The sequence below is a fragment of the Schlesneria paludicola DSM 18645 genome (genome assembly GCF_000255655.1).
Taxonomy (GTDB): Bacteria; Planctomycetota; Planctomycetia; order Planctomycetales; family Planctomycetaceae; genus Schlesneria; species Schlesneria paludicola.
This window is the reverse complement of the sequence record NZ_JH636435.1, coordinates 930,922-953,367: the sequence shown is the minus strand read 5'-3', so window position 1 is coordinate 953,367 and position 22,446 is coordinate 930,922. Positions and strand designations below refer to the sequence as shown.

General features: G+C 55.7%; 16 protein-coding genes and 1 riboswitch. Of the genes, 14 read left to right on the top strand and 2 right to left on the bottom strand.

Annotated elements, in window-relative coordinates; all coding sequences use genetic code 11:
* The first annotated feature begins 74 nt into the window (after positions 1 to 74).
* Positions 75 to 270: riboswitch (cobalamin riboswitch) on the top strand.
* A gap of 178 nt (positions 271 to 448) precedes the next feature.
* From OSO_RS0121420 to OSO_RS0121410, 3 genes are all read left to right on the top strand, one after another.
* On the top strand, positions 449 to 1,327 hold the full coding sequence (locus OSO_RS0121420; protein ID WP_010585178.1) for a DUF1559 family PulG-like putative transporter: 879 nt from the start codon (positions 449 to 451) through the stop codon (positions 1,325 to 1,327).
* A 62-nt stretch (positions 1,328 to 1,389) separates the two neighbouring features.
* Positions 1,390 to 1,740, top strand: a complete 351-nt coding sequence (locus tag OSO_RS0121415; RefSeq protein WP_010585177.1) for a hypothetical protein — start codon at positions 1,390 to 1,392, stop codon at positions 1,738 to 1,740.
* A 127-nt stretch (positions 1,741 to 1,867) separates the two neighbouring features.
* Positions 1,868 to 2,485 carry a DUF6580 family putative transport protein gene (locus OSO_RS0121410; RefSeq protein ID WP_157605376.1) on the top strand — a complete coding sequence of 206 codons (618 nt, stop codon included), beginning with the start codon at positions 1,868 to 1,870 and terminating at the stop codon, positions 2,483 to 2,485.
* Between the two features lie 297 nt (positions 2,486 to 2,782).
* Here OSO_RS0121410 and OSO_RS0121405 read toward each other — a convergent pair whose 3' ends face one another.
* Positions 2,783 to 6,043: a tetratricopeptide repeat protein gene (locus tag OSO_RS0121405; protein WP_010585175.1), complete on the bottom strand. Its 3,261-nt coding sequence runs from the start codon at positions 6,041 to 6,043 to the stop codon at positions 2,783 to 2,785.
* A gap of 357 nt (positions 6,044 to 6,400) precedes the next feature.
* Between OSO_RS0121405 and OSO_RS0121395 the strand changes: the two genes are divergently transcribed.
* The 8 genes from OSO_RS0121395 (at position 6,401) to OSO_RS0121355 (ending at position 16,987) form a co-directional block, all read left to right on the top strand.
* Positions 6,401 to 8,140, top strand: a complete 1,740-nt coding sequence (locus OSO_RS0121395) for an Nramp family divalent metal transporter (RefSeq protein ID WP_157605375.1) — start codon at positions 6,401 to 6,403, stop codon at positions 8,138 to 8,140.
* Between the two features lie 108 nt (positions 8,141 to 8,248).
* Positions 8,249 to 8,971 (top strand): DedA family protein, encoded by a 723-nt coding sequence (locus OSO_RS0121390; protein WP_050986242.1) that lies wholly within the window; start codon positions 8,249 to 8,251, stop codon positions 8,969 to 8,971.
* A gap of 96 nt (positions 8,972 to 9,067) precedes the next feature.
* On the top strand, positions 9,068 to 10,777 hold the full coding sequence (locus OSO_RS0121385) for a sodium-dependent transporter (protein ID WP_010585172.1): 1,710 nt from the start codon (positions 9,068 to 9,070) through the stop codon (positions 10,775 to 10,777).
* Between the two features lie 216 nt (positions 10,778 to 10,993).
* On the top strand, positions 10,994 to 11,299 hold the full coding sequence (locus OSO_RS0121375) for a DUF997 family protein (protein WP_010585171.1): 306 nt from the start codon (positions 10,994 to 10,996) through the stop codon (positions 11,297 to 11,299).
* 140 nt (positions 11,300 to 11,439) lie between these two features.
* Positions 11,440 to 13,161: a sodium:solute symporter family transporter gene (locus OSO_RS0121370; RefSeq protein ID WP_010585170.1), complete on the top strand. Its 1,722-nt coding sequence runs from the start codon at positions 11,440 to 11,442 to the stop codon at positions 13,159 to 13,161.
* 142 nt (positions 13,162 to 13,303) lie between these two features.
* On the top strand, positions 13,304 to 14,692 hold the full coding sequence (locus OSO_RS0121365) for a tRNA modification GTPase (protein ID WP_010585169.1): 1,389 nt from the start codon (positions 13,304 to 13,306) through the stop codon (positions 14,690 to 14,692).
* 220 nt (positions 14,693 to 14,912) lie between these two features.
* Entirely contained in the window at positions 14,913 to 16,337 is a 1,425-nt protein-coding gene (locus OSO_RS0121360; RefSeq protein ID WP_010585168.1) for a hypothetical protein, read from the top strand.
* Positions 16,338 to 16,426: 89 nt separating this feature from the next.
* Positions 16,427 to 16,987, top strand: coding sequence for a hypothetical protein (locus OSO_RS0121355; RefSeq protein WP_010585167.1), 561 nt, complete (start codon positions 16,427 to 16,429; stop codon positions 16,985 to 16,987).
* A gap of 123 nt (positions 16,988 to 17,110) precedes the next feature.
* Here the strand turns inward: OSO_RS0121355 and OSO_RS0121345 are convergent, their stop codons facing one another.
* Positions 17,111 to 17,464, bottom strand: a complete 354-nt coding sequence (locus OSO_RS0121345) for a 4a-hydroxytetrahydrobiopterin dehydratase (RefSeq protein WP_010585166.1) — start codon at positions 17,462 to 17,464, stop codon at positions 17,111 to 17,113.
* 599 nt (positions 17,465 to 18,063) lie between these two features.
* Here OSO_RS0121345 and OSO_RS0121330 point away from each other — a divergent pair.
* The 3 genes from OSO_RS0121330 (at position 18,064) to OSO_RS0121320 (ending at position 22,381) form a co-directional block, all read left to right on the top strand.
* Positions 18,064 to 19,509, top strand: a complete 1,446-nt coding sequence (locus OSO_RS0121330) for a DUF1501 domain-containing protein (RefSeq protein ID WP_010585165.1) — start codon at positions 18,064 to 18,066, stop codon at positions 19,507 to 19,509.
* A gap of 79 nt (positions 19,510 to 19,588) precedes the next feature.
* Positions 19,589 to 20,977: a cysteine desulfurase-like protein gene (locus tag OSO_RS0121325; protein ID WP_010585164.1), complete on the top strand. Its 1,389-nt coding sequence runs from the start codon at positions 19,589 to 19,591 to the stop codon at positions 20,975 to 20,977.
* Positions 20,978 to 21,088: 111 nt separating this feature from the next.
* Positions 21,089 to 22,381: a PQQ-binding-like beta-propeller repeat protein gene (locus OSO_RS0121320; protein ID WP_237729321.1), complete on the top strand. Its 1,293-nt coding sequence runs from the start codon at positions 21,089 to 21,091 to the stop codon at positions 22,379 to 22,381.
* Positions 22,382 to 22,446: the final 65 nt, after the last annotated feature.

Genomic DNA, 22,446 nt, shown 5'->3' with positions numbered 1-22,446 from the left:
CCCCTGCTCTCGTCCGGCGCCGGCTGGTCCCGTAATCCCTGGGAAGATTCGTTGCAAATCGACCAATGGACGTTACCATGTGCGATCGACACGGGTGTCCGTAGACGAGTGTTCTACGGAAGAATAGGGAAGACGGTGTGAATCCGTCGCGGTCCCGCCGCTGTATCCGGGGACAAACGCCGCATAGGCCACTGAGCAGCAATGCTTGGGAAGGCGCGGTTAGTAGTGTGATCCGGGAGCCAGAAGACCTGCCCAGTTGTCAGATTCGTGTATCAACGACTTCGCGCTGAACGAACCGTTGTCTCTTGCTCTGCCTGGGCAGGCATTGACGTACCCTGAGTTTTCACTGCACGGAATGCGTGTGATGAAGACATCATTGGGTATGTCGGACGACCGTTTGTTCGTTGTCGAATCGTGATACCGTTCGATGCCACAACGGAGAATTGTCATGCCAGCTCTTTTGCGTCCTCAGGTCCGACCACGCCGACAGGGATTTACCCTGATTGAACTTCTGGTCGTGATTGCCATTATCGCGGTTCTCATTGCGCTACTGCTGCCCGCTGTCCAACAGGCGCGCGAGGCGGCGCGCCGAACCCAGTGCAAAAATAACCTGAAGCAACTGGCTCTGGCACTGCACAACTACGCCGAAACCTACGCGGGAAGCCTGCCCTGCTATCGGATTGATGATGGCAAATTCATTGCCAATGCCTCTGCATACCCATCGGTTGGACAGGTTCGCTTCTGGTTCGGAAATGTGAACTATGATGAACCGGTCACGGCCAAACAACTTGATTTCAGCAAGGGGCAATTGGCTCCGTATATGGAAACGAACTACTCCGCCTATCAGTGTCCCAATTTTGGCCCCCCCCAGGTTGATCTCGTCCGGTTTGGCCAGATGGCCTGCGGATACGGCTTCAACGGGCGGTACTTGGGTTATGGAATCAAGTACGACTTCTCGAACTATCCCGCGTTCAGCGTGAAGGCCGATTTCAAGCAACTGCGCGACGTGATGCAAATGACTCAGACGGTTGTGTTTGGTGATTCGGCCCAAGTGGATTTCTCGCTGACATTTCAAGAAAACTGGCTTCTCGAACCGCCAAGTCAAAACTTTGCCACGACTCATTTTCGTCACACCGACACGGCCAATGTTGCTTTCATGGACGGCCATGTGGAATCACGCAGCCGACACTTTGGGATTCAGGTGCCCGGATCGAATTACATGGCGCAGCCGCAAGCCACCAAGATGGATGCCAAACGACTGGGGTTTGTGAGTGACGGGAACTTGAATGATCCGCTGAAACAGGACGAACTGTACGATCTTCAGTAGTGCATCGTGGTTTCATGTCAATCCAATCGCCTTTGCGATCAACCGTCGATGGAACAGTTAACATGGTTTATGTCCGCTCCATTCTGGTGCTGGCCATTCTCATTGCCGTCATGCGAATTGCCACTCCGTTGCTCTTCAGTGGGGCGCAACCGGTTCGCGAAGACCAGCTTCAAGAAATTGTGTACGTTGATACGAAATCGGGTGAATCCTTTTTGCTTCGGGCCCGAAACTCGCCCGAAGCGCACCCAGGTACCGGCGAACCAACCCTTGTTCCCGGGATGTATTGCGAGAAGTGTCAAGCGTGGAAACCTGTTGGTTCGATGGAACAACTGCAGACGGGCAATGGGACGCGAAACTGCCCGGTGCATAAAACGCCGCTCGTTCGCGAAGGGCCACTGCCCGAGCGGTTTTAGGTACGGATTTCGCTTGCGAAGCGAACGCGAATTCGCCTAAAGTCCTGGCTTCATTTGTCAAACGAAGAAAACATTGAAAAAACTCGTGAACATGGTCGGTGCTACCATCGATTCAAAGGGAACTGAAATGCCATCGAAAGTGAAATTTGTGATTGGCATGTTGGCCTTCACAGTCGTCTTACGTCTGTTGCCGTACTTTCTGACCACATACAACGTGACGCTTAACCCCACGGTGATCTACTATCCTTGGCACTTCATGCCCATGATGGCGATCTGTCTGTATTCGGGGGCATACCTGGCAGACCGTCGCTGGGCCGTTGGCCTGCCGCTGATCGGATTGTTCGTCAGCGACCTGAGTATCTGGGCGATGACAGGGAATTTCTCCTGGGCGTTCCAAGGCGATCGCTGGTCCGCCTATGTCTGTTACTTGCTGGCAGCCATGATGGGAGCCGGCCTCAATCGCCGCAGTTGGCCCGCACGCGGTGTCGACGCATTCACACGTGGTGTTCTGGCCGAGGTCCTGTTTTTCGTCGTGACCAACTTCGTTTACTTCTGCATTCAATCCGACCTTCCACACTCGCTGGCTGGACTTTACACCTGCTACCTGAATGCGATCCCGTTTGCTGGGCAGGCATTCTTGAGCACCGCGTTTTACAGCGTCTTGGTGTTCAGTCCACTCGTCGTGCGCACGAAAGAGATGGCTCTGGCTGGCAAGCCCGAATTGCAATCGTCGATGGCACGCTAAAGCGTGATTCTCAGGCGAGAACCGAGATGATGTCATGATGAGGCTGTTCGCGAGAACAGCCTCATGCTTTTGATTCACACACCGAATGCGATTCGGCTTTCTCGGAATGGAAATTGACTGCGGGCGAACTGCGGGACACGCAGGTCAGCCGTCCGCTCCGTCGCCCCCCCTTGTACGCATCGCACAAGCGGCGTCGTCATCCCGTTCTGGCGAGAAGACGAGCATCGTCCACAGGCTCATTGGCCTACTTGCCGCGAGTTCACCACCACGTCATTCAGGTTTGAAGTTCGGAGAGGACTATCCGCCCACCTTCTTGCGAGCCATTTCCAATCGCATCTTGACGTCGTCCATTTGAGGGAAGTTTGGGAACTCCTGCATCAACCGTTCGTACGTCTCAATCGCCTGCTTCCATTCGCCCTGGTTTTCATCACAGCGGCCTGACATTAATAGTCCGAACGCTTGCCAATCCGGAAACTTATACAGGCTATAGACCTTGTAATACGCAACGAACGCGGAGCTCCATTTCTCTTGCAGGAAGTACGTTTCGCCAATCATGAACTGGGCTTTGGCCGCAGTTTCTGTTCGGTTTGCCGCAGGATTCGCCAGCACCCGCTCAAATGCCGCGCGGGCGTCCTCAAATTTCGCCTGCTGTTTGTAGCTTCGCCCCAGGACCTCTTCGGCCTGATAGAGGAATGGTGACTTCGGTGCTCGCAACTTCAGTTCTTCAACTACGGTGCGGACTTCATCTTCGTGTTGTTCGCGGAAATGAATCTCGGCGAGCAAGACCCACACGCGATCAAACCATTCGGTCTGGGCGACCTCGGTATTTCCTGCTTCTTTTCGCAGGCTATTCAGAATCTCTCTTGCGGCAGTCAGTTCATCGGGCGTGGGCTTGGCCGCCGTCAAGTACGACTCGGCCTGACCGTATGCGACGTAGTAACGATGAATGCTGTTGGGGAATTGCTCCTGCAACTGCTGACCGATCGCTTTGACATCGGCCCAGCGCTGCTGGAATACGGCCAGTACCACAAGCTGGTACAACGACCATTCTTTGACTTCGTCGGTGCTCTGCGGGCTCGTCGCGAGCTCTTTGAACGCTTTCTCGGCCTCTTCAAATCGATTCGCATCGAAGTCGCTCTCGGCCAGATGCAGTTTTGCATTGTTCGCAAACACGCTTTCGGGGGCGTCTTTGATCAGGCGGCGCCAGATCACTTCGGACCGCTCAAACCGTTGATTCTCGTGGTTCAAGATCGCCCACTCGTAGAGACGCTTGTCGAGCTCTTTCGCTTCAGGAAAACGCGTCAGTAACGCTTCGTACGCAGCGTCCGCCTCGTCGATTTTATTCTCTTTCGTTAGAATTCGGGCGACCCACCAACCCGCCTTGTAGGCGTACTCCAGTGGCGGCTCAAGCTCTGCTCCGCGAGCAGCTGGTTGAGCTTCTGGAAGTGATTGAAAGATCTGTTGGAAGTAGCCCATCGCCTTTTCGGGCTGCTTGGCTTTCAGCCAGGACTCTGCACGATAGTACGCGCACTCGGCAATCAAACTGAGATTCGGGAATTCGTCGACGATCTTTCCGAAAGACGTGGCGGCGTCTTCAAATTGCTGCTGCGAATACTGAGCGAGTGCCACGCCGCGTAGTGCGTAGGCTTTCTTTTCTGGCTCGGCGACAAGGTCGGCAAGCGTTGCATAGTATCTGGCTGCTGCAGACCATTCCTGCCGTGCTTCCGCCGCTTCGGCGAGTTCTTGAAGCGTGAGGCTTGTCAGTGCATGTTTCGGGTGCTCTTTGGTCAATCGTTCGAGTGCCGCGACAGCAATTGTCGTGTTGTTCAGGCCATCAGCGGCCAGGGCTTGCAGTGAAAGGGCTCGTGCCCGTTGTCGCCCACTGGGGACAAGGTCAAGGTACGACTGAGTCGAGACCACCGCCGGTTCATAGTCTTTCAATTGATACTGACAATCGGCTTGCAGCACGATGGCGTCGACGAAGTCGCTTTTGGCTCCGTCTGCCACCACTTGCTGAACCAGCGGCGCAATCAGCTCAATGGCCTGAGCTGGCTTTTCCTGCAGTTGACGAGTCAACGCGAGATAGTACCGCGCCTGTCGTTGCGTTCGTGGAATCGTGCTTTCATTCAAGACATGGTCGAAGTGCTGTGCCGCGGATTCATAGAATGCGACGACATCACCATTCGGCTTCTTGTCCCGCTTCGCCGCCCCCGCCCGTACCAGATCGAGTCGACCGCTCAACATTTCGACTTGCAGGCGAAGGCCGCTCTGGGGGAATTCCTGTCCAAAACGAGCTAGCAGTTTTTCGGCCTCGGGCAGATCGCCGGCGTCGATCGATAGCTCGATCAGTGCGTGCAGGCTGTCATCGGCTAAGTCTCCGGTGGGGAACTTGGCCAGAACTTGCTCAAAGTACTGACGCGCTTCGACAGGATGCTGCTGATAGCGTTCACAGAGCGCCTGCTCAAACGTGATCGCTTCGAAGAGGGGCAGGTCTTTCGCACCCGCAGCCGCCGTTTGGAGGACTTCGGATGCCTTCGAGTAGTCTCCAAGTGACTTCAGGCTGCGGCCCAACCAGTAACTCGCCGTGGTCACTTGTGACTTCTCTTTGGAAACTCGCTCGAACTGGCGGGCAGCCTCGGCAAATTTGCCTGACTGATAGTAGGCATATCCCAGATTAAGCTGGGCCTGTGGAAGTTGTGGGCTTTGAGGGAAGTCGTTTGCAAACTCCGAATACGAAGCAATTGCCTCGGGGTATTGTTTTCTCTCAAAGTAGATCGCCCCCAAATGCAACTGCGCATCGGCAGCGCGTGCGCCATCCTTCTTTTTCGCAAGATCCAGATACTGCCCGATGGCATCGTCGAATCGTTTCAACAGCTCGAGAGATCGGGCGCGGCCAAACTTGGCGTCGTCAATCAGTCGTCCCCGAGGGAACTTCTCAATCGAGCGATCAAAGACCGGTAACGCGGCAGCGGGATCCTTCTGTCTCAGGATCGTGTCACCCAAATACGGTAAGGCATACTCACACATCGCGTCGCCCGGGAAGGTCTCGACAAACTCCTCAAGTTCCACCCGGGCGTTGGTCCAGTCATCCATCAGATAGCTACATTCGCCGATGCGATACCGCGCCTGACCCAGATTGGGGTTCTGCCGATTTTCGTCCGCGAAACGTCGAAGTTCATCGCGAGCCGCCTTGTAGTCCTCGAGCTTGCCGAGTGTCAGTCCAAGATACAGGCGAGCCAGGGGTGCCTTTTCGTGCTTGGCGTGATTGACCAGGAATTGTCGGAACTGTTCGGTAGCCGGTTTCCACCGGCTCTGATTGAACAGGCTGACCGCGACGTTGTAGTCGTCCAGGCCCTCATCCGCGCGGGCGATACACGAGAGCGACATCCAGCTCATGGCGACGAGCAAGATGAGTGTTCGCACTGTGACACTTCGCCCGATCAAAACACCCGCAGCTCGTGATTGGTCAAGGTCGATTGTGACGCGATTGCGTGTGGTCGCAATCGAACCGTTTTTCGCGAGACTTGCCAGGCTTTCGGCACACGAAACGTCGCTCATTATTTCAGACCTCTCACGTCGCCTGCACTCGAACAGAAGGACTTCTTCACGCGTTCGAGGCCACTCCAAACACGCTCGAAGCGATAATACCTCTGGTGTCTCACAGCGGCAAATCGATTGGGCCTTTAAGATGCCAATCGGAACAGGTTCGCCGCTTGCGACCCGTCGACCCGCCGCCCCGAAACCCCTCCACGTCGGGCGAATGATGTAACCCAAACGATCGTAGCAAATTTCGAGTGTGGCAGCGGATAAATGACCGCCATCATGCTCGCATCTGATCGAATCAGAGATTACCATTCTGAGTTCGTGCGGAATTCCCGCGTTAATTCACATCGTCTTGGTTGGTTGAAAGCGCCCATGCAAGCACCCTCTGACGACATTCGCATCGCCACGGACGTCTTTCCGCCTCACCCCGGTTCCAAAGAAATGCCACGCTGGGACGGCGGCGAGCTTCCCGAAGCACCGGCGTTTTCATGGTGGAATCTGACCGCCATGCTTGGACCGGGGCTGGTCATGGCGTCTGCCGCAATCGGCGGCGGCGAGTGGTTAACAGGGCCTGTCGTCACATCACGCTATGGCGGCGGACTACTTTGGCTCGCTGCAATCAGTATCTTTGTTCAGGTGATCTATAACGTCGAGATCAGCCGGTATACGCTGTACACGGGCGAACCCATTTTCACCGGAAAGTTTCGCACCCTGCCCGGTCCCAAATTCTGGCTGTTCATCTATCTGGTCCTCGACTGCGGTTCATTCCTACCCTATCTCGCTTCCAGTACTGCTGTGCCCCTCTCGGCGATCTGGCTTGGCGAACTTCCCAACGACCTAAATCCCTCCCACGTCCAACTGAAGCAGTTCCTGGGATGTGCCACCTTTTTGATCGTCATGCTGCCGTTGATGTTTGGCGGCAAAGTCTACGATTCGATCAAGCGGATCATGACGTTCAAGCTGTTCTTCGTTGGTGGCTTTCTGGTCTTTCTGGCCCTGTTCTATTCACGGTCGGACACCTGGACGGAGATCTTCAGCGGCTTTTTCAAAGTGGGGAACGTTCCCGTGGTCGCTTTGAAAGATCTCAACGGCGACGGAGTCCTCGATCAGGCAGATTCGATTCGCGACAACAATATCGACAATATTTTTGTCAGTATGGCTCAGGGCCGCGGATGGCCGAAAATCGATCTGACCTGGATCAGTTTCCTGACTGCCATGATCGCCATCTCGGGGAACGGAGGCCTGACGAATACCCCCATTAGCACCTACACGCGTGAGCAGGGGTGGGGGATGGGGAAACATGTCGGCGGCATTCCGAGTTTTGTCGGTGGTCAAGCCATTGAACTGTCGCACGTCGGAATGGTCTTTCCCATCAGTGCCGAGTCCTTGAAGCGGTGGAAGGGATGGGTCAAGCATGTCTCGCGCGAGCAGTTCTGGATCTGGATGCCTGCCTGTTTCATTGGCTTGGCGCTGCCCAGCATGTTGTCGGTTCAGTTTCTCCCCAAAGACAAACCGCTGAAAGAAAGCGAAAAATATCTGGCGGCAGCGATGACGGCGAACGGTGTCGCAGAAACCGTCACGGGAAAAGTCGAAACGGGACTGCCAGAAACCGCGGATGAAAAAGATGTCATGCTGGGCGTGAAAGCGTCACAACGTCCCTGGCCGAACTACATCTTCTGGTTCACCACGCTGTTTTGCGGGGTTCTGGTCTTGGGCACAAGCATGGCTTCGACCGCGGATGGCGTGCTCAGGCGTTGGATCGATGTCTTCTGGACGGGGTTACCGAGCCTTCGGAATTTGGAAACCAAACATATCAGCAAAGTCTATTTCTCGGTCTTGCTCGTCTATGCCACGGTCGGGTTGATGATGCTGATCTTCGTCGACTCGACGCAACTGCTGGTTTGGTCCACAATCATTTACAACTATGCCCTCGGCTTCAGTTGTGTCCATGTGATCTTCATCAATCAACTCTTGCTGCCGCGTGAACTGCATCCCCCGAAATCGCGAATCGCCGTACTTGCATTCGGAGGTGTGTTCTTCACATTCATGGCCGTGATCTCGATGTTGGCCACGTTTCAGTCAAAGGGCTACATCGACTGGTTCCGGACTTGAAATGGATCACACGGGGATCCGCCCCGACCGCAGAACGGTGCTCGTTCTTTTGCAACTCGACGCTTCGCTACGACTCAACGATTTGAAATGGTTTTCATGAACGAGCTGATGGATTCATTGAATTCGATTTTTGTGTTCGCAGATCTCGCCGCCGAACCCGAAGGCATCAAATGGTGGATCGACTTTATCCTTCATCTTGACGACAAGCTGAAGGAATTGGTCAAAGACTACGGCGTCTGGACCCACTGGATTCTGTTCGCCGTCATCTTTTGTGAAACAGGATTGGTGGTGACACCGTTCCTTCCCGGCGATTCGTTGCTCTTCGCTGCCGGTGCGTTCGCAGCGGACCGTTCGTTGCATATGGAATGGCTGATCCCCATGCTGATCGTCGCGGCGATTCTAGGAGACACCATCAACTACGCATTGGGGTATTGGATTGGTGCCCGGGCCCTGAATGGCAAAATTCCGTTCGTCAATAAGGCCAGCATTGATAAGACCCACTCGTTCTTTGAAAAGTACGGCGTCAAAACAATTGTGATCGCCCGGTTCGTTCCGATCGTCAGAACACTTGCGCCATTCGTCGCCGGTGTCGGTGCGATGAACTATCGGCAATTCATCGTTTACAACATCGCGGGCGGCGTCTTGTGGGTCGTCTCTTTGCTTTTCGCGGGCTACTGGTTCGGTGGCTTTGAAATCGTCCAGAAGAACTTTGAACTGGTCGTGCTGGGCATCATTGGTCTGTCGATACTTCCCATGGTCTGGGAATGGTGGGCACATCGATCGCATCATGCGAAGAAGTCGACTCCTTCCGATGGCCCTTCGAATGCCTGATGGACCTCGGCAGGCACGCCGCTTGCTGAAGGCTGACTGATGCTCCTGTTTCCAACTGTCAATTCATGTCATTACTCTTGAACCCATGAGGTGCCAATGACCGGTGATCCGAAACGCGAACAGTGGGCGTCACGCATCGGTCTCGTTCTGGCGATGGCAGGCAACGCAGTTGGGCTTGGAAACTTCCTACGGTTTCCCGCACAGGCCGTGAAGAACGGTGGCGGTGCATTCCTGATTCCGTATATGGTGGTCTTCCTGCTACTGGGCCTGCCTCTGATGTGGATCGAATGGACGATGGGCCGCTATGGCGGACAATTCGGACACCATTCGACTCCCGGAATCTTCGATTCGATGGGGCGTCGCCGGTTCTGGAAATACTTTGGCGTGTTTGGCCTCTGGTCGAACTTGATCATTGCTTCGTACTATCTCTACATCGAATCGTGGTGCATGGCCTACGCCGGTTTCTCGCTGATGAATGGCTTCAAGAAAACGCCACCTGCGGAATTCTTTGCAAGCCTGACAGGAGAGGCCAACGACTCGGTTTTTGCAATCAGCGGCTTTGGAATGATTGTCTTTTTTGCCTGTATTGCCCTCAATATAGGCATCCTTTCTCGAGGCCTTTCGAAAGGAATCGAGATTGTTTCCAAAATTGGAATGCCCCTGCTCATCCTGTTCGCCGCCATCCTGGCGGTACGCGGTTTGATGATTTCGCCTTCAACAGATCCAAGTGCGGTCGCCAGTCCCTTTGAAGGACTCAACTTTGTCTGGGAACCCAAGTTCACACTCGAGAACGCTCAGGGGGAAAAGACTTTCGCACTTCTGAATCCCTCCGTGTGGCTGGCTGCCGCGGGGCAGATCTTCTTCACGCTTTCCATCGGTATGGGGTCGATGCATTGTTACGCGTCTTATCTGCGCAAAGACGATGACGTGACTCTGAATGGGGCCTCCGGCGCTTGGACAAACGAGCTTTGCGAAGTCGTGCTAGGGGGATCGATTCTCATCCCGATCGCAGTCGCCTATCTGGGGCTGGCCGCTGTCCAGCAAACGGTCTCGGGCGGATCGGGATTTGGTCTTGGTTTTATGGTGTTCCCGACGCTGTTCAATCATTGGGGCAGTCTGGCACCGGCCGCAGGGTTCCTGTGGTTTGGATTGCTGTTCTTTGCCGCGATTACCAGTTCACTGGCGATGGGCCAGCCAGTCATGGCCTTCTTGCAGTCCGAATTTCAATTCACGCGTGAAAAAAGTGCCCTCGCTCTCGCGGCGATGCTGCTGCCTCTGGCGCTGCCTGTGGCCCTATTCAGCCAGAAGAGTTTTTTCGATGAGTTTGACTACTGGGGTGGAACGTTCTGTCTAGTCGTCATGGCAGTCGGTGAGGCGGTGCTCTTTGCTTGGATCTTTGGAGTCGACAAGGGCTGGACCGAGATGATGCGTGGCGCCGACTTGAAGGTGCCGCGCTTTTTCTTTTGGGTCATGAAATTTGTCACTCCGACGCTTCTGATCGTCATTTTGCTCGCGTCGATTTTCGAACCGAAGATCGGCTGGGATGGCTACGTCTCGGCCGTCACGTCGGGAAAAACGGTTCCCGCCTGGGATTGGTCCAGTGGCAGCATGATTGGCAAACTCTTGCACTACGACCTGCCGTTAAAGGCCGATGCAACGTCGGCCGAGATCCAGTTCAATCACAGCTTAAGAGTTCTCAGAACGATCGACCGCGCCGTCTTGGTGGCCTCGTTTGTTGGTTTCTGCTGGTTGGTCTCGATCGCGTGGAAACGTCGCAAAGCAGAAGGGAGATTGATGAACCCATGACACCCATGGCATGGATTTTCATGTTAAGCGCCTGGTCGATCATTATCGGCTGCACTGTGTATTGCTTCTGGAAGTTGATGTCTTCCAAACACCTGTCCTCTGAAGAATAAGCCCACCTGCCTTTTCACGAGTTTCGACAACGTCTCGACAGTCCGACACTCGCACAATCTTGTGCTTGATCGTCAGCCGAAACTCACACTGACTTGGAGTCTGATCATGTCCGAAGTCAAAGAACATCCCCTGCTCAAATCCACACGACGCGAAGCCATCGCCGCCTTTGCGATTTGGTTCAGCGCGATGACCTACACTGTCGGCTACTGCAGTCTTTACGGGTATCACCGCGACCCGAACTCACTGACGTATGTCCTGGGGTTCCCCGACTGGGTGTTCTGGGGACTGGTCGTGCCCTGGGGAACGTGTACGGTGGTTGCAACGTTGTTCGCTTTTTGCTTCATGAAAGATGAAGACCTGGGGGACAGTGGTGATTCCACGATGGCTCCAGATGGCACCCCACAGTCGTAATGGCTTTGTCGCAATCATGCGCTCTGCGAATTAGCCGATCTCGTCTGTCCGCAACGTCTCACCTAATTCGGCTGGCCTCTCGCAGAGTGAGAGCGCTACTTTGGTCCCGCCACTGCTTTTTTGAGTGAAATACTGAATCCATGCTTGCTGCGACAGACCTGAACAATCCCGGATACAGCGTACTTCTCGCGCTTCTGCTATTCATCGCCGCATCGGTCTGGCTGGGGACGGTCGCTCAAAAGGCGATGGAGAAGAAAGACTTCTTGAAAGGCTTTTTTCTCGGAAATCGCGGGTTGGGAGCCTGGGCGCTGGCCCTCACGGCAACGGTCCAAAGCGGCGGAACCTTCATGGGGTTTCCGGCCCTCGTCTACAGTCATGGCTGGATCGTGTTGCTGTGGATTGGAAGCTACATGGTCGTACCGCTCATGGGATTTGCCGTTGTAGGAAAACGCCTGGCGCACCTCAGCCGTCTGACCGATTCGTTTACCGTGCCTGATCTGTTGCGTGAGCGATTTGCTGATCCGCGCATCGGACTTGTCTCGTCAATCATGATCATTACGTTCATGTCGTTCACCATGTTCGCGCAATTCAAAGCGGGTGCGACGATTATGAAACATGCTTGGCCTGGGTCTGGCGTATTGTCACTGTCCGAAGACTATGAAGTTCCGTCGGTCGAAAAGTCGGCCGATGGTAAAGCCGCAGCGCCAGCCAAGCGTTCCATCGATAAGAAATACTATGTCGGCCTGGTGGTCTTCACGTTGACGGTTGTCGGGTACACGTTGATCGGTGGATTCCTGGCATCCGTTTGGACCGACTTGTTCCAGAGCATCATGATGGTCATCGGCGTGATGATTCTGTTGTTCCTGGCACTACCGATGGCGGGTGGGCTCGAGCAAGCATCCCGGACCGCGATCGAAGTGACCTCACCGGAAATTGCGATGGGACCCGGCTTCAGCAAGAACGGTCGCGAATTTTTGACGCCGGGTCTGGCGATTTCGATGTTCGTGATCTGGGTGTTCGGTGGCTTCGTGTCACCCGCGAGCATGGTGCGCGTGATGGCGGCCTCGAATACCGAAGTGATGCGAAAATCGATCTGCCTGCTGAGCTGTTACAACTGCCTGATCTACATTCCGCTGGTCATGATCTGCATTGCCGCCCATACGATTCTTCCCGGCTTGAGTTCACCTGATGAGGTGATTCCTCGATTGGCAATGACGGTCACTGAAAAGCTGCCATTCGGTTCGTTCATCAGTGGCTTGATACTTGCCGCTCCGTTCGGTGCGATCATGGCCTCTGTCAGCTGCTTCATTTTGGTGATTTCGTCAGGTCTGGTTCAGGATATTTATGTCCGTTTTCTTCACCCGACCGCCACGGAAGCGCAAGTTCGGCGTGCCACGAATGTGTCGATGATCGGGGTCGGGTTGATCGCGATTCTTGCCAATTTGAATCCTCCGACATACCTTCAGGCCTTGGTCGTGATCAGTGGTTCGGGTGGTGGTGCCGCGTTTACCGTTCCCGTCTTGATGGCTTGCTACTGGCGTCGAACGACGGCGGCAGGAATGCTGGCGGGAATGCTGGTCGGCTTCTTCTGTTACTTCGGTCTGTCGGCCACGGGCTGGATCCAGAACTGGGCCATGGCATCGATGGAAACGAACGAACTGGCCCGGTCGATCATCAGCTTTCTGGGTGCTGATCCCATGATCGGAATTCAAGGCATCTTTCGTCCGTATTATGTGTTCGGACTTGATCCAGTAGTGTGGGCCATTTTGGCGTCCGCAATTGCCGGGATCGGAACCACACTGATCACGACTCCGCCGCCTGAAGAACATGTGTCTCGCTTCTTCGATATCCGCACGGCATGATGTGAATTCAATTGCCGCATCGTGGAAGACGTGTCATCGCAGTGCCGCCCGGGATTGAAAGGCATCAGTAGTCCGAGCTGGCAGTGGTCTGCTAAACTGAGGAACGAAATCACAGTCCGCACACCACGCCAGCAGCTCGATCATGGATCTGAACGTCGACGAACCCATTGCCGCACTGGCCTCACCGCCGGGTGGCTCGTCACGCGGAATTATTCGCATTTCCGGTCACAACGTTCGTTCGATCCTCAGCGAATGGTTTGAACCGGATGATGTTCACGCCTGGAATGGGGCCAAGTCGGCGCAGTCGCACACCGGTCGTTTGGTGCTGAATGGACTGGAAGAACCACTGCGCTGCCCTGTGCATGCGTTGTACTGGCCGACGCGGCGCAGCTACACCGGACAGCCGCTGATCGAGCTTCACTTACCGGGTTCACCCTCGCTTCTTGAAGAAACGCTGCAAACCGCTTTTCGACATGGATCAAGGCCCGCGCGGCCGGGCGAATTCACTCTGCGGGCGTTTCTCGCGGGAAAGCTCGACTTGCTGCAAGCGGAAGCCGTTCTTGGCGTGATTGATGCCCGCAATCAAGTCGAACTGCAGACGGCTTTGGGGCAACTGGCCGGTGGAATTTCGGGACGCCTTGCAACGCTCCGCCGTGACTTGCTTGAACTCCTCGCAGACCTGGAAGCGGGACTCGACTTCATCGAAGAAGATATTGAGTTCGTCAGCCGTGCCGAGGTTGTTGCTCGATTGAGCGATGCACGCGGGTTCGTGGAAAGTCTCGTGGCCCAAACTCGCGATCGGATGGTGTCACGCGTTCGGCCACGCGTCGTGCTGGCGGGCCTGCCCAATGCCGGAAAAAGCACGTTGTTCAATCGCCTGATCGGGCGCAATCTCGCGATCGTTTCGCCGGAACAAGGAACGACACGAGACTTTCTCGTTCGCGCGGTCGAATGGAATGATTTGTCATTCGATCTGGTCGATACGGCTGGTTGGGAAGAATCCGCTGATGGCATTGGCGCCGCCGCGCAGACGCACCGCGCCACCCAACTGAAGCAGTCTGATCTCTTGATCTGGTGCACCGCTGCCACATTGTCGGACGACGAACGCCAGCAGGATGATGCGCTGTTTGAGGCGTCACGCGATCAAGCACGAGTCACTTTGCGACTGATGACAAAAATCGATCTGGCGCCGGCGAAGGCGATCCTTCTCAAAGAGAAAAATGGCGTCAGCGCCGTTTCAGACCTGGGCCTGATCCCACTGAAAGCGGATATCCAACGACATTTGAGCTCAGACCATGCGGGGCGCAGTGAATGGCTGGGAGTGACCGCGGCCCGATGTCGCGAAACACTCGACGCGATCACCGTGGCGCTCGGTCGAGCTCAGTCTGTGGCGCAGGTCAAAGCGTCAGGCGACGAATTGATTGCGGTCGATCTTCGAGACGCTCTGGAGCATTTGGGTGTCATCCTCGGGACCATCTATACCGACGATATCCTGGACCGGATCTTCAGCAAATTCTGCATCGGGAAGTGAGTGTACCTGCTTCGGGAATTGATTGGTTGGGTTCCAGCCGTTTCATCGTCTTCAAAAATCGCGATCCACGTTGAGTCGCACCGGATACCCATATCACACGAAATCGCGGCCTCGCATTGCTGTCACGCGTGGCAGGCCGCTATTTTGAAGCCGCGTTGAACACGCGAGGTCCATCTCTAATCCTCTCTCCATGTTTCACAAGGCCCACGGAAAACAGGAAATGCGTATTCGTCTGATCGCCGGGGCGATGGCGTTGGTTTGTCTCGCCGCGACGTTCAAGATCGTGTCGTTGGGGTCACATCTTCGTCTGACGGCGACCATTCCTGCCCTGCTCGGCCTGGCGTTCTTGGCATTCGCCATCGGGCCAAGCGCATGGACGAAGAGAATCACTGCGGTGATGCAAACACTACACCGCGCCATCGCTCGGGCTGATTGGGAACCGCCTCGAATGCTGGTGGTGGCTCTCGCCGTCTGCGGGATAGCCCTGGGACTGTGGGGCCTGCAATTCGCTTGGCAGGTCCCCACGAACCCGGATGAAACGGATCAAGGGGCCTACCTCGCAACCGCAAGTCAGATCCAAGCCGACGGAGGTCTTTTTGCACTCATGCGACGCCTCTATTCAGGTGAGTTTCACGAGGCGAATCGCCACCCCTTCTATCTGGGACTATTGAGCCTCTCGCCGACGCAAACGTGGGGAAAAATCTTATCAACGATCGCTGTCATCATCGCCATCGCGGGCACCGCAGCCATTCTTTCTTGTCGCAGTAGCCTGCTCGCGAGTGTTCTGTTCCTCATTTGGTGCAGTGTCAATCCCGCGCTGCTCAAGTCCGCGACGATGATCGGCTGCGAGGCATGGCTGATGGTCTGGATCGCGATCTCCTGGTGGATTCTCGATATACGTCCCCCAGCGGACGGTGCCGCCAATGGCGATCATCGACGAACTCTCGGTCGAACTCTCGGTGCGGGACTCAGCCTGGGACTCGGTTGGCTTACAAAAGGAACCGCCCTACCCTTACTGCCGCTGACCGCGTGCTGGCTCGGTTTTCGTGAATTCAACACAACTCGACGAGCGCTGTTCGGCCTGATTGCGACGCTCGTGTTCGGATGCGGCTGGTTGGCGAGTGCCCATCCCTTGCTGATCCGAAATGTGCGAGCCTTCCACAGCCCGTTTCACAATGTGAATTCATGGCTTTTGTTCGTCGACGCCTTCGAGGACCCTGTTGAGCTCTCGCAGAATCGACGACTCGGAGATCTCGCGCAGGACTACGTTCGCTCGCATACGATTGGCGAATTGGTCGGACGCGAAGCGAACGGGCTGGTCTGGGAGTCGTTCATCTTGCTGCGGCTGCTGGGGGCAGGACCGTCAAATTTAAGTCGCGCCATTTCGGGAACGCTCGTGCTGCTGTTGGCCCTGCTCGGAGCCAGCCTCTCTGGGCGTTGCGCGACGCAATTGGTTCTGATTTGGACCATCATGCTGGTTCCACTCTTCGCATGGTACATTCCGATTGCCGCCGACGATCGCTTCCTCGTCCCCTTCGCGCCGATCTGGATTGCCTATGCGGCCGAAGGAGCGGCCCGACTTCTCTCGGCTTGGTTCATGTCGCGTGCCGTTCATGCTTCGCCGAAAAAAGTTGGGCAAGATTGACGGCTTGACGCTGGTTTTTCCGGGGCCTGTCGAGATATCTTCTTTGGGTGTGTCTGACATTCGGTCTTAGGCTGCGAAGGAGAGTTCTGATGCATCGACGGAGTATTGCACTGCTGGCGTTTGGGTTGGGAATGCTCTCGGCACCGGTCATCGCGATTGTGATGAGTCACACGACAGGGACGGCTATCGCGCAGGACGAAGAATTGGCTCGCGTCCGACCGAAGAGCGACGATCTCGATCCAAAGGAAGTGTATCTCGAATTGATCAAATCGAAGCTGTCACTCATGACACCCGAAGAACTGCAACATGAGACGGACGCGCTGCGTGGCGAGTTGTTCGAACTGCAAGCGACCGAAAAATTGCGCGAAGCAGAAAGAAAACTCGAAGAAGTGATCGAGCAACATCCTCAAACCATGGCGGCCCAACGTGCCAGAAACATGCTGAAGAATTCTGAGCGTGCTGGTGCAAATCCGCAGCGAGACGAATTGTTCGGACCGCCTGAGCCGTTTGCCGCTCCCGCGCGACGCGGGGCACCGGCGAGCACCGAAACGGTTCGTCCACGTCGACGCACGTATGAACGCGACACAACGCCTGCACGCACAGAATCACCGTTGGAGGGCGTTCCACTTCCCGACGATGAATCGAGATAAGTGCTCCAGTTCAGTACGACCAAGATCCCAAGATCCGATACAGAAACTCCGTCGTCTCAGTTGAGACGACGGAGTTTCGTGACACGATGCTTGCGATCCGATCTGGTGTCATTGCATCCGTACTCACGCAATCGGCAGCTCGTCAATCTTTGCCGCGAGAATGAAGTCATTCTCCGATAGTCCCCCGATCGCATGGGTCCAGATTTCGATCGCGACGTTGCGGTATCCGACTAGGTGCAGGTCGGGGTGATGGCCTTCCGCTTCAGCGATCTCGGCGACCTTGTTAAAGAACCGCATTCCGGTCATGAAATTCTTGACCGCCCATTCCTTCCGAATTCGCTGTCCTTCGTGGGCCAGCTTCCAGTTGGAAAGCTTGGCGAGCTGTGCGGTGGCTTCGGCGTCGGTCAACTTGGGCACGCCTCCTTCACAAGGCACACACTTTTTTGCCCGCAATTGTTCAAAGGATTGAGCTGACATACTGATGCTCCTTTATGTTGCATAAATTCGAAATCGCAAATCCATCAGAAACGCTTGTCCGAATCGTAACGGTTCACAGGTTGGGGGCAGGCTTATTTTCCCGCAGTAAAGGGAAGGATTCCCCGAGTCGATCCACTGTGGATTCCAATTGAACCGGGAAAATGTGCCTGCCCCCCGCTTTTCGGGATATGAACGGTTGCGTCTGCATCTTCTGCGATTGGAACGAATTGTACACCGATCGGCCGCCGACCGATCTTGACCTTCGTCTCTGATTTCTTGTTTTTTCTTGCGCTCAGATCCTTTCCGTGCCCTCCGCGACGCAGTGGTGGATGTCTGTCTCGCAGAACGGTGATGTCTCACCACGAAGTTTGGGAGAGGAACTAGCGAATGAAATTGTTTTGGGCCGTAATGTGTCCAGCCGGTGATTCGTATCATCTCCTGAGAATCGATGGGACTCGTTCATCAGCAACTGTTTTGCGCGATCTGTATCGAATCGCGTGATTCCCGCTTCGTGTCCGTCGGCGAGTTCGGATAAACTTTTGAGGCGAGCTCGGAGCGATGAAAGAGTACCTGTTGTCCGATGAAGACGAGCGAAGACGATGTCACTACGTTTCCTGGCAGGTGAACATGAACGTCACGGCGGCATCAATCGCCGTGAGTGGTTGCGTATCGGCGGTTTGGCCGGAATGGGACTGTCGAGTTCGCTGCAATCGGCCGTCGCGACAGCGGATGTGACAGCATCGCCAGTCAGGCGTGCCCCTGGTTTCGGTTGTGCGAAGTCGGTCATTGTATTGTTTGCCAGTGGCGGACAAAGTCAGCTCGATACGTGGGACCCGAAGCCAGATGCTCCTGATACCATCCGGGGAGAATTTGACTCAATCGCCACCTCAACGTCCGGTCTTCGGATTTGTGAACACCTTCCCAAACTCGCTCGTCTGGCGGATCGCTATACGGTCATCCGTAACATGTCACATGACGATCTCGATCATGGATCGGCGACCTATCTATCCCTGACCGGTCAATTTCATGCACGGCGGTCGTCAAATCCACCGCCTCGACCTGACGATGCGCCGGCTTTGGGGGCCGTTCTGCAGCGGGTGCACCCTACAAGTCGGTTTCCGCATACCGCCGTCAATGTGAATGGTCCATTACTGGTTCCAGAGTTACCTTCACCCGGGCAATATGGCGGTTTCCTTGGGAGACGCTATGAGCCACTGATGATTGGTGATGTGTTCCACTCGATGGCGGGAATCGAGGGACTGCAGCCGCAGCCCGAACTTCCGCTCATTCGACAATCGGCACGCGTTTCCCTATTGGAAACGATGGATCAGGCGAAGCGGCAGTTCGAATCCAATCGACATCTGTCGGAAATGAGCGAACTGTATCGTCAAGCGCGTACGTTGCTGGAATCGCCTCAATGCCGCCACGCCTTTGATCTCACGCGCGAATCCGAGCAAATTCGCGAGCGATACGGAAGCTGGCGTTCGGGGCAGGCCTGTTTGCTGGCCCGACGGTTGGTCGAAGCCGGCGTGCCGTTGATCACGGTGTTTCTCAGCCACAGTGCACGCGGCCAGGATAAGGCTCCGGCGAGTACCGACGAGTATGGCTGGGATACCCACAACGACATCTTCTATGCGATGAAAGAGCATCTACTGCCGCGATTCGATATCAGCTTCTCCGCCTTGCTTGAGGATCTGGAAGAACGAGGCCTGCTCGATTCGACGCTGGTCGTTTGTATGGGCGAGTTTGGTCGGGCGCCGCGTATCGCTCGGGAAGCCAGTTTTGCGGGCACGTCACCGGGGCGAAAACATTGGGCGTCGGTTTATTCGATTGTGATGGCGGGGGCCGGTGTGCGGCGTGGACATGTTGTCGGTGCGTCAGATCGCATCGCCGCCTATCCGGAATCAACGCCCCTCACTCCGGGCGACGTCGCGGCCACGATGTTCTCTTCGTTGGGCGTTGATCCCACCGGACACTATCTGGATGCCACCGGGCGTCCCTGGCCATTGGCAACCGGACAACCGATCGCCGAACTCTACAGTTGAGATTGGCCGGTGGCACTCAAAAGCCAAACAAGAAGTCCCTGACAGCATTGCCGCAAGGCGACGAAAACGTTCGTTGCAGATGGCTGCCGATGACGCGGGATTCAATCGCCACCCGACTTGCCGCGTTGCAACATGGCAAAAAGACGTTCCGCATATTATCGTCCGTCACAATGGATTCACGACCAATCTTCTTCCTTGGATGACACGGATGCCCACGGCCTCGGAATTCCCGGTTGACTGGTGTCGCGCGCAGTTTCCCGCGTTGAAACGCCAGGTTGCGAATCAACCTGTTGCGTTCTTTGACGGGCCTGGAGGAAGCCAGGTTCCGCAGCGAGTCATCGATGCGATTGGCTTCTATCTGTCGAACACGAACGCCAATCGCGGAGGCCTCTACGCAACGGCTCACGAGAGTGACGCCCTGTTGGAGGCCGCCCACGCGATGGTCGCCGAGTTCGTGGGTAGCGATTGCCCCGAATCCATTGTGTTCGGCGCGAACATGACAACACTGACGTTCGCACTCAGTCGTGCCATCAGCCGCACATGGCGTGAAGGCGACGAGATCATCGTCACGCGGCTCGACCATGATGGCAACGTCACTCCATGGGTGCTGGCCGCGCGCGATGCAGGTGTCACTGTCCACTACGTCGACTTTGATCGGTCCAATTGCACGCTTGATCTGCGTGACCTTTCTTCAAAGCTTTCGCCGCGAACCCGCCTGGTCGCGGTGGGCTGTGCGTCAAATCTCGTTGGGACAATCAATCCGGTGCGAGAGATCTGCCAGGCGGCCCACGCGGTTGGGGCTCTGGTCTTTCTCGATGCGGTGCACTATGCGCCGCACGCCTTACCGCAGGTGTCTGAATGGGGCTGCGATTTTCTCGCGTGCTCGGCTTATAAGTTTTTTGGACCTCACGTCGGTGTGCTTTGGGGGCGCTCTGAGTTATTGACTTCGATGACACCCTACAAACTTCGACCTGTGACCGAGTCGCTGCCTGGCCGCTGGATGACGGGCACTCAGAATTTTGAAGGAATTGCCGGAACCGCAGCCGCGCTGGAATATCTCGCCGATCTTGGTCGGCACGTCGTTCCGACGTCGCCCAACCGGAAGCGGGCCTGGTGCGCGGCGTATGAAGCGATCGCTCAATACGAACAAACGCTTTCTGCCGCACTGATTGCGGGTCTTCTCACGATTCCGGAGATCAAGATCCTTGGGTTGACCGACATGGCCCGTTTGAACGAACGGACGCCGACCGTCAGCTTCGTTCACAAACGATTGTCGCCAGCCGAGATCGCGGGGGGGCTGGGGAAACTCGGCTTGTTCGTTGGAAATGGCAACTTCTATGCGTTGCAGATTTCCGAGACGTTCGGGTTTGAACCTGACGGCGTCGTACGCGTCGGTCTGATGCATTACAACACTGTCGGGGAAGTTGAACGTCTGTTGACGGCGCTTCGGCAGTTGTCGACGGTGTGACGAGCGACGTTGATGCGATCAGGATTGTTTCGTGTGTGGCAGTCTGCCTCTGTCACGTTCCGCAGAACTTCGAACACTCATTTCGATGAGGTACTTTCAATGAACGTTCGCATGCTATTGGTTCTATCAGTTGCCTGGGCTTCCACGGCGAGCGCCGACGACTGGCCGCAATGGATGGGACCCCATCGGGACAATGTCTGGCGCGAAACCGGGTTGCTCGAAACGCTACCGGCGTCCCCGAAATACTTGTGGCGAATTCCCGTTGCAGGGGGCTACTCGGGGCCCGCCGTCGCGAATGGAAAAGTCTATGTCACAGACTTTATGACGAACGAGAACGTGAAGACGGATAACTTCGATCGCAAGCAGGCGACAGGAACCGAGCGTATTCTGTGTCTCGACGAAACGACCGGCAAAGAACTGTGGTCGCAGAAGTGGCCGGAAACTTATGGAATTTCCTATCCCGCCGGGCCTCGCTCGACGCCGCTGGTGCATGGCGATCAAGTCTACGTGCAGGGGGCGGAAGGATTCCTGGCTTGTTTGAAAACGCAATCCGGCGATTATGTTTGGAAGAAGAACCTGAAAGACGTCTACAAGACGAAGTCGGCTCTGTGGGGATACGCCAGTCAGCCGCTGATCGATGGGAAAAAGCTGATCGTGATTGCAGGCGGCGAGGGATCGCACTGTGTCGCGCTGAACAAAGACACCGGCGAGGAAATCTGGCGGACCGGAACCGCGACTGAACAGGGTTATTCGCCGCCGCTGCTGATTGAACAGGCCGCTGTGCGACAGTTGATTCTTTGTAGCCCTGATGCCATTTACTCGGTCGATCCGGAAACGGGAAAGCCCCTTTGGTCGCAGGCGTATCAAGCGGACAATGGCTCCATCATCATGACGCCCATTCGCTCGAAGAATTATTTGTTCGCCGGTGGCTTTAACAATCGCAACATTCTGATTGAAATGGCGACTGATAAGCCGGAAGCCAAGACACTGTGGCGCGATCAGGCCAAACGCGGTCTTTCGTCCATCAATGTTCAGCCGTTCCTGATGGATGGGCTGATTTATGGATTCGATCAGGCCGGTGATTTGCGCTGTTTCGAATTACCCAGCGGACAGGCCCTGTGGTCAACACCGAAGCCGCTGGGTGATCGAAAGGTCGGAAGTGGAACCGTCTTTCTGGTGCGTGCGGGCGAGACCGATCGCTTTTGGATGTTCGCCGAAACGGGCGATCTGATTCTCGGACAACTGTCGCCCAAGGCGTTCACCGAATTGTCACGGATGCATGTCCTCGAACCGACAAACACGGCATTTGGCCGCGACGTCGTCTGGTGTGCACCGGCATTCGCGAATCGAAAAATGTTCGTCCGCAATGATCGTGAAATCGTGTGTGTTGATCTGGCAAAGTGAACTGGCTTCGGGCCGACAATCGCCGGTGTGCAGTGTGACGCATTTCCCTCTCCGCAAAGGTCGGT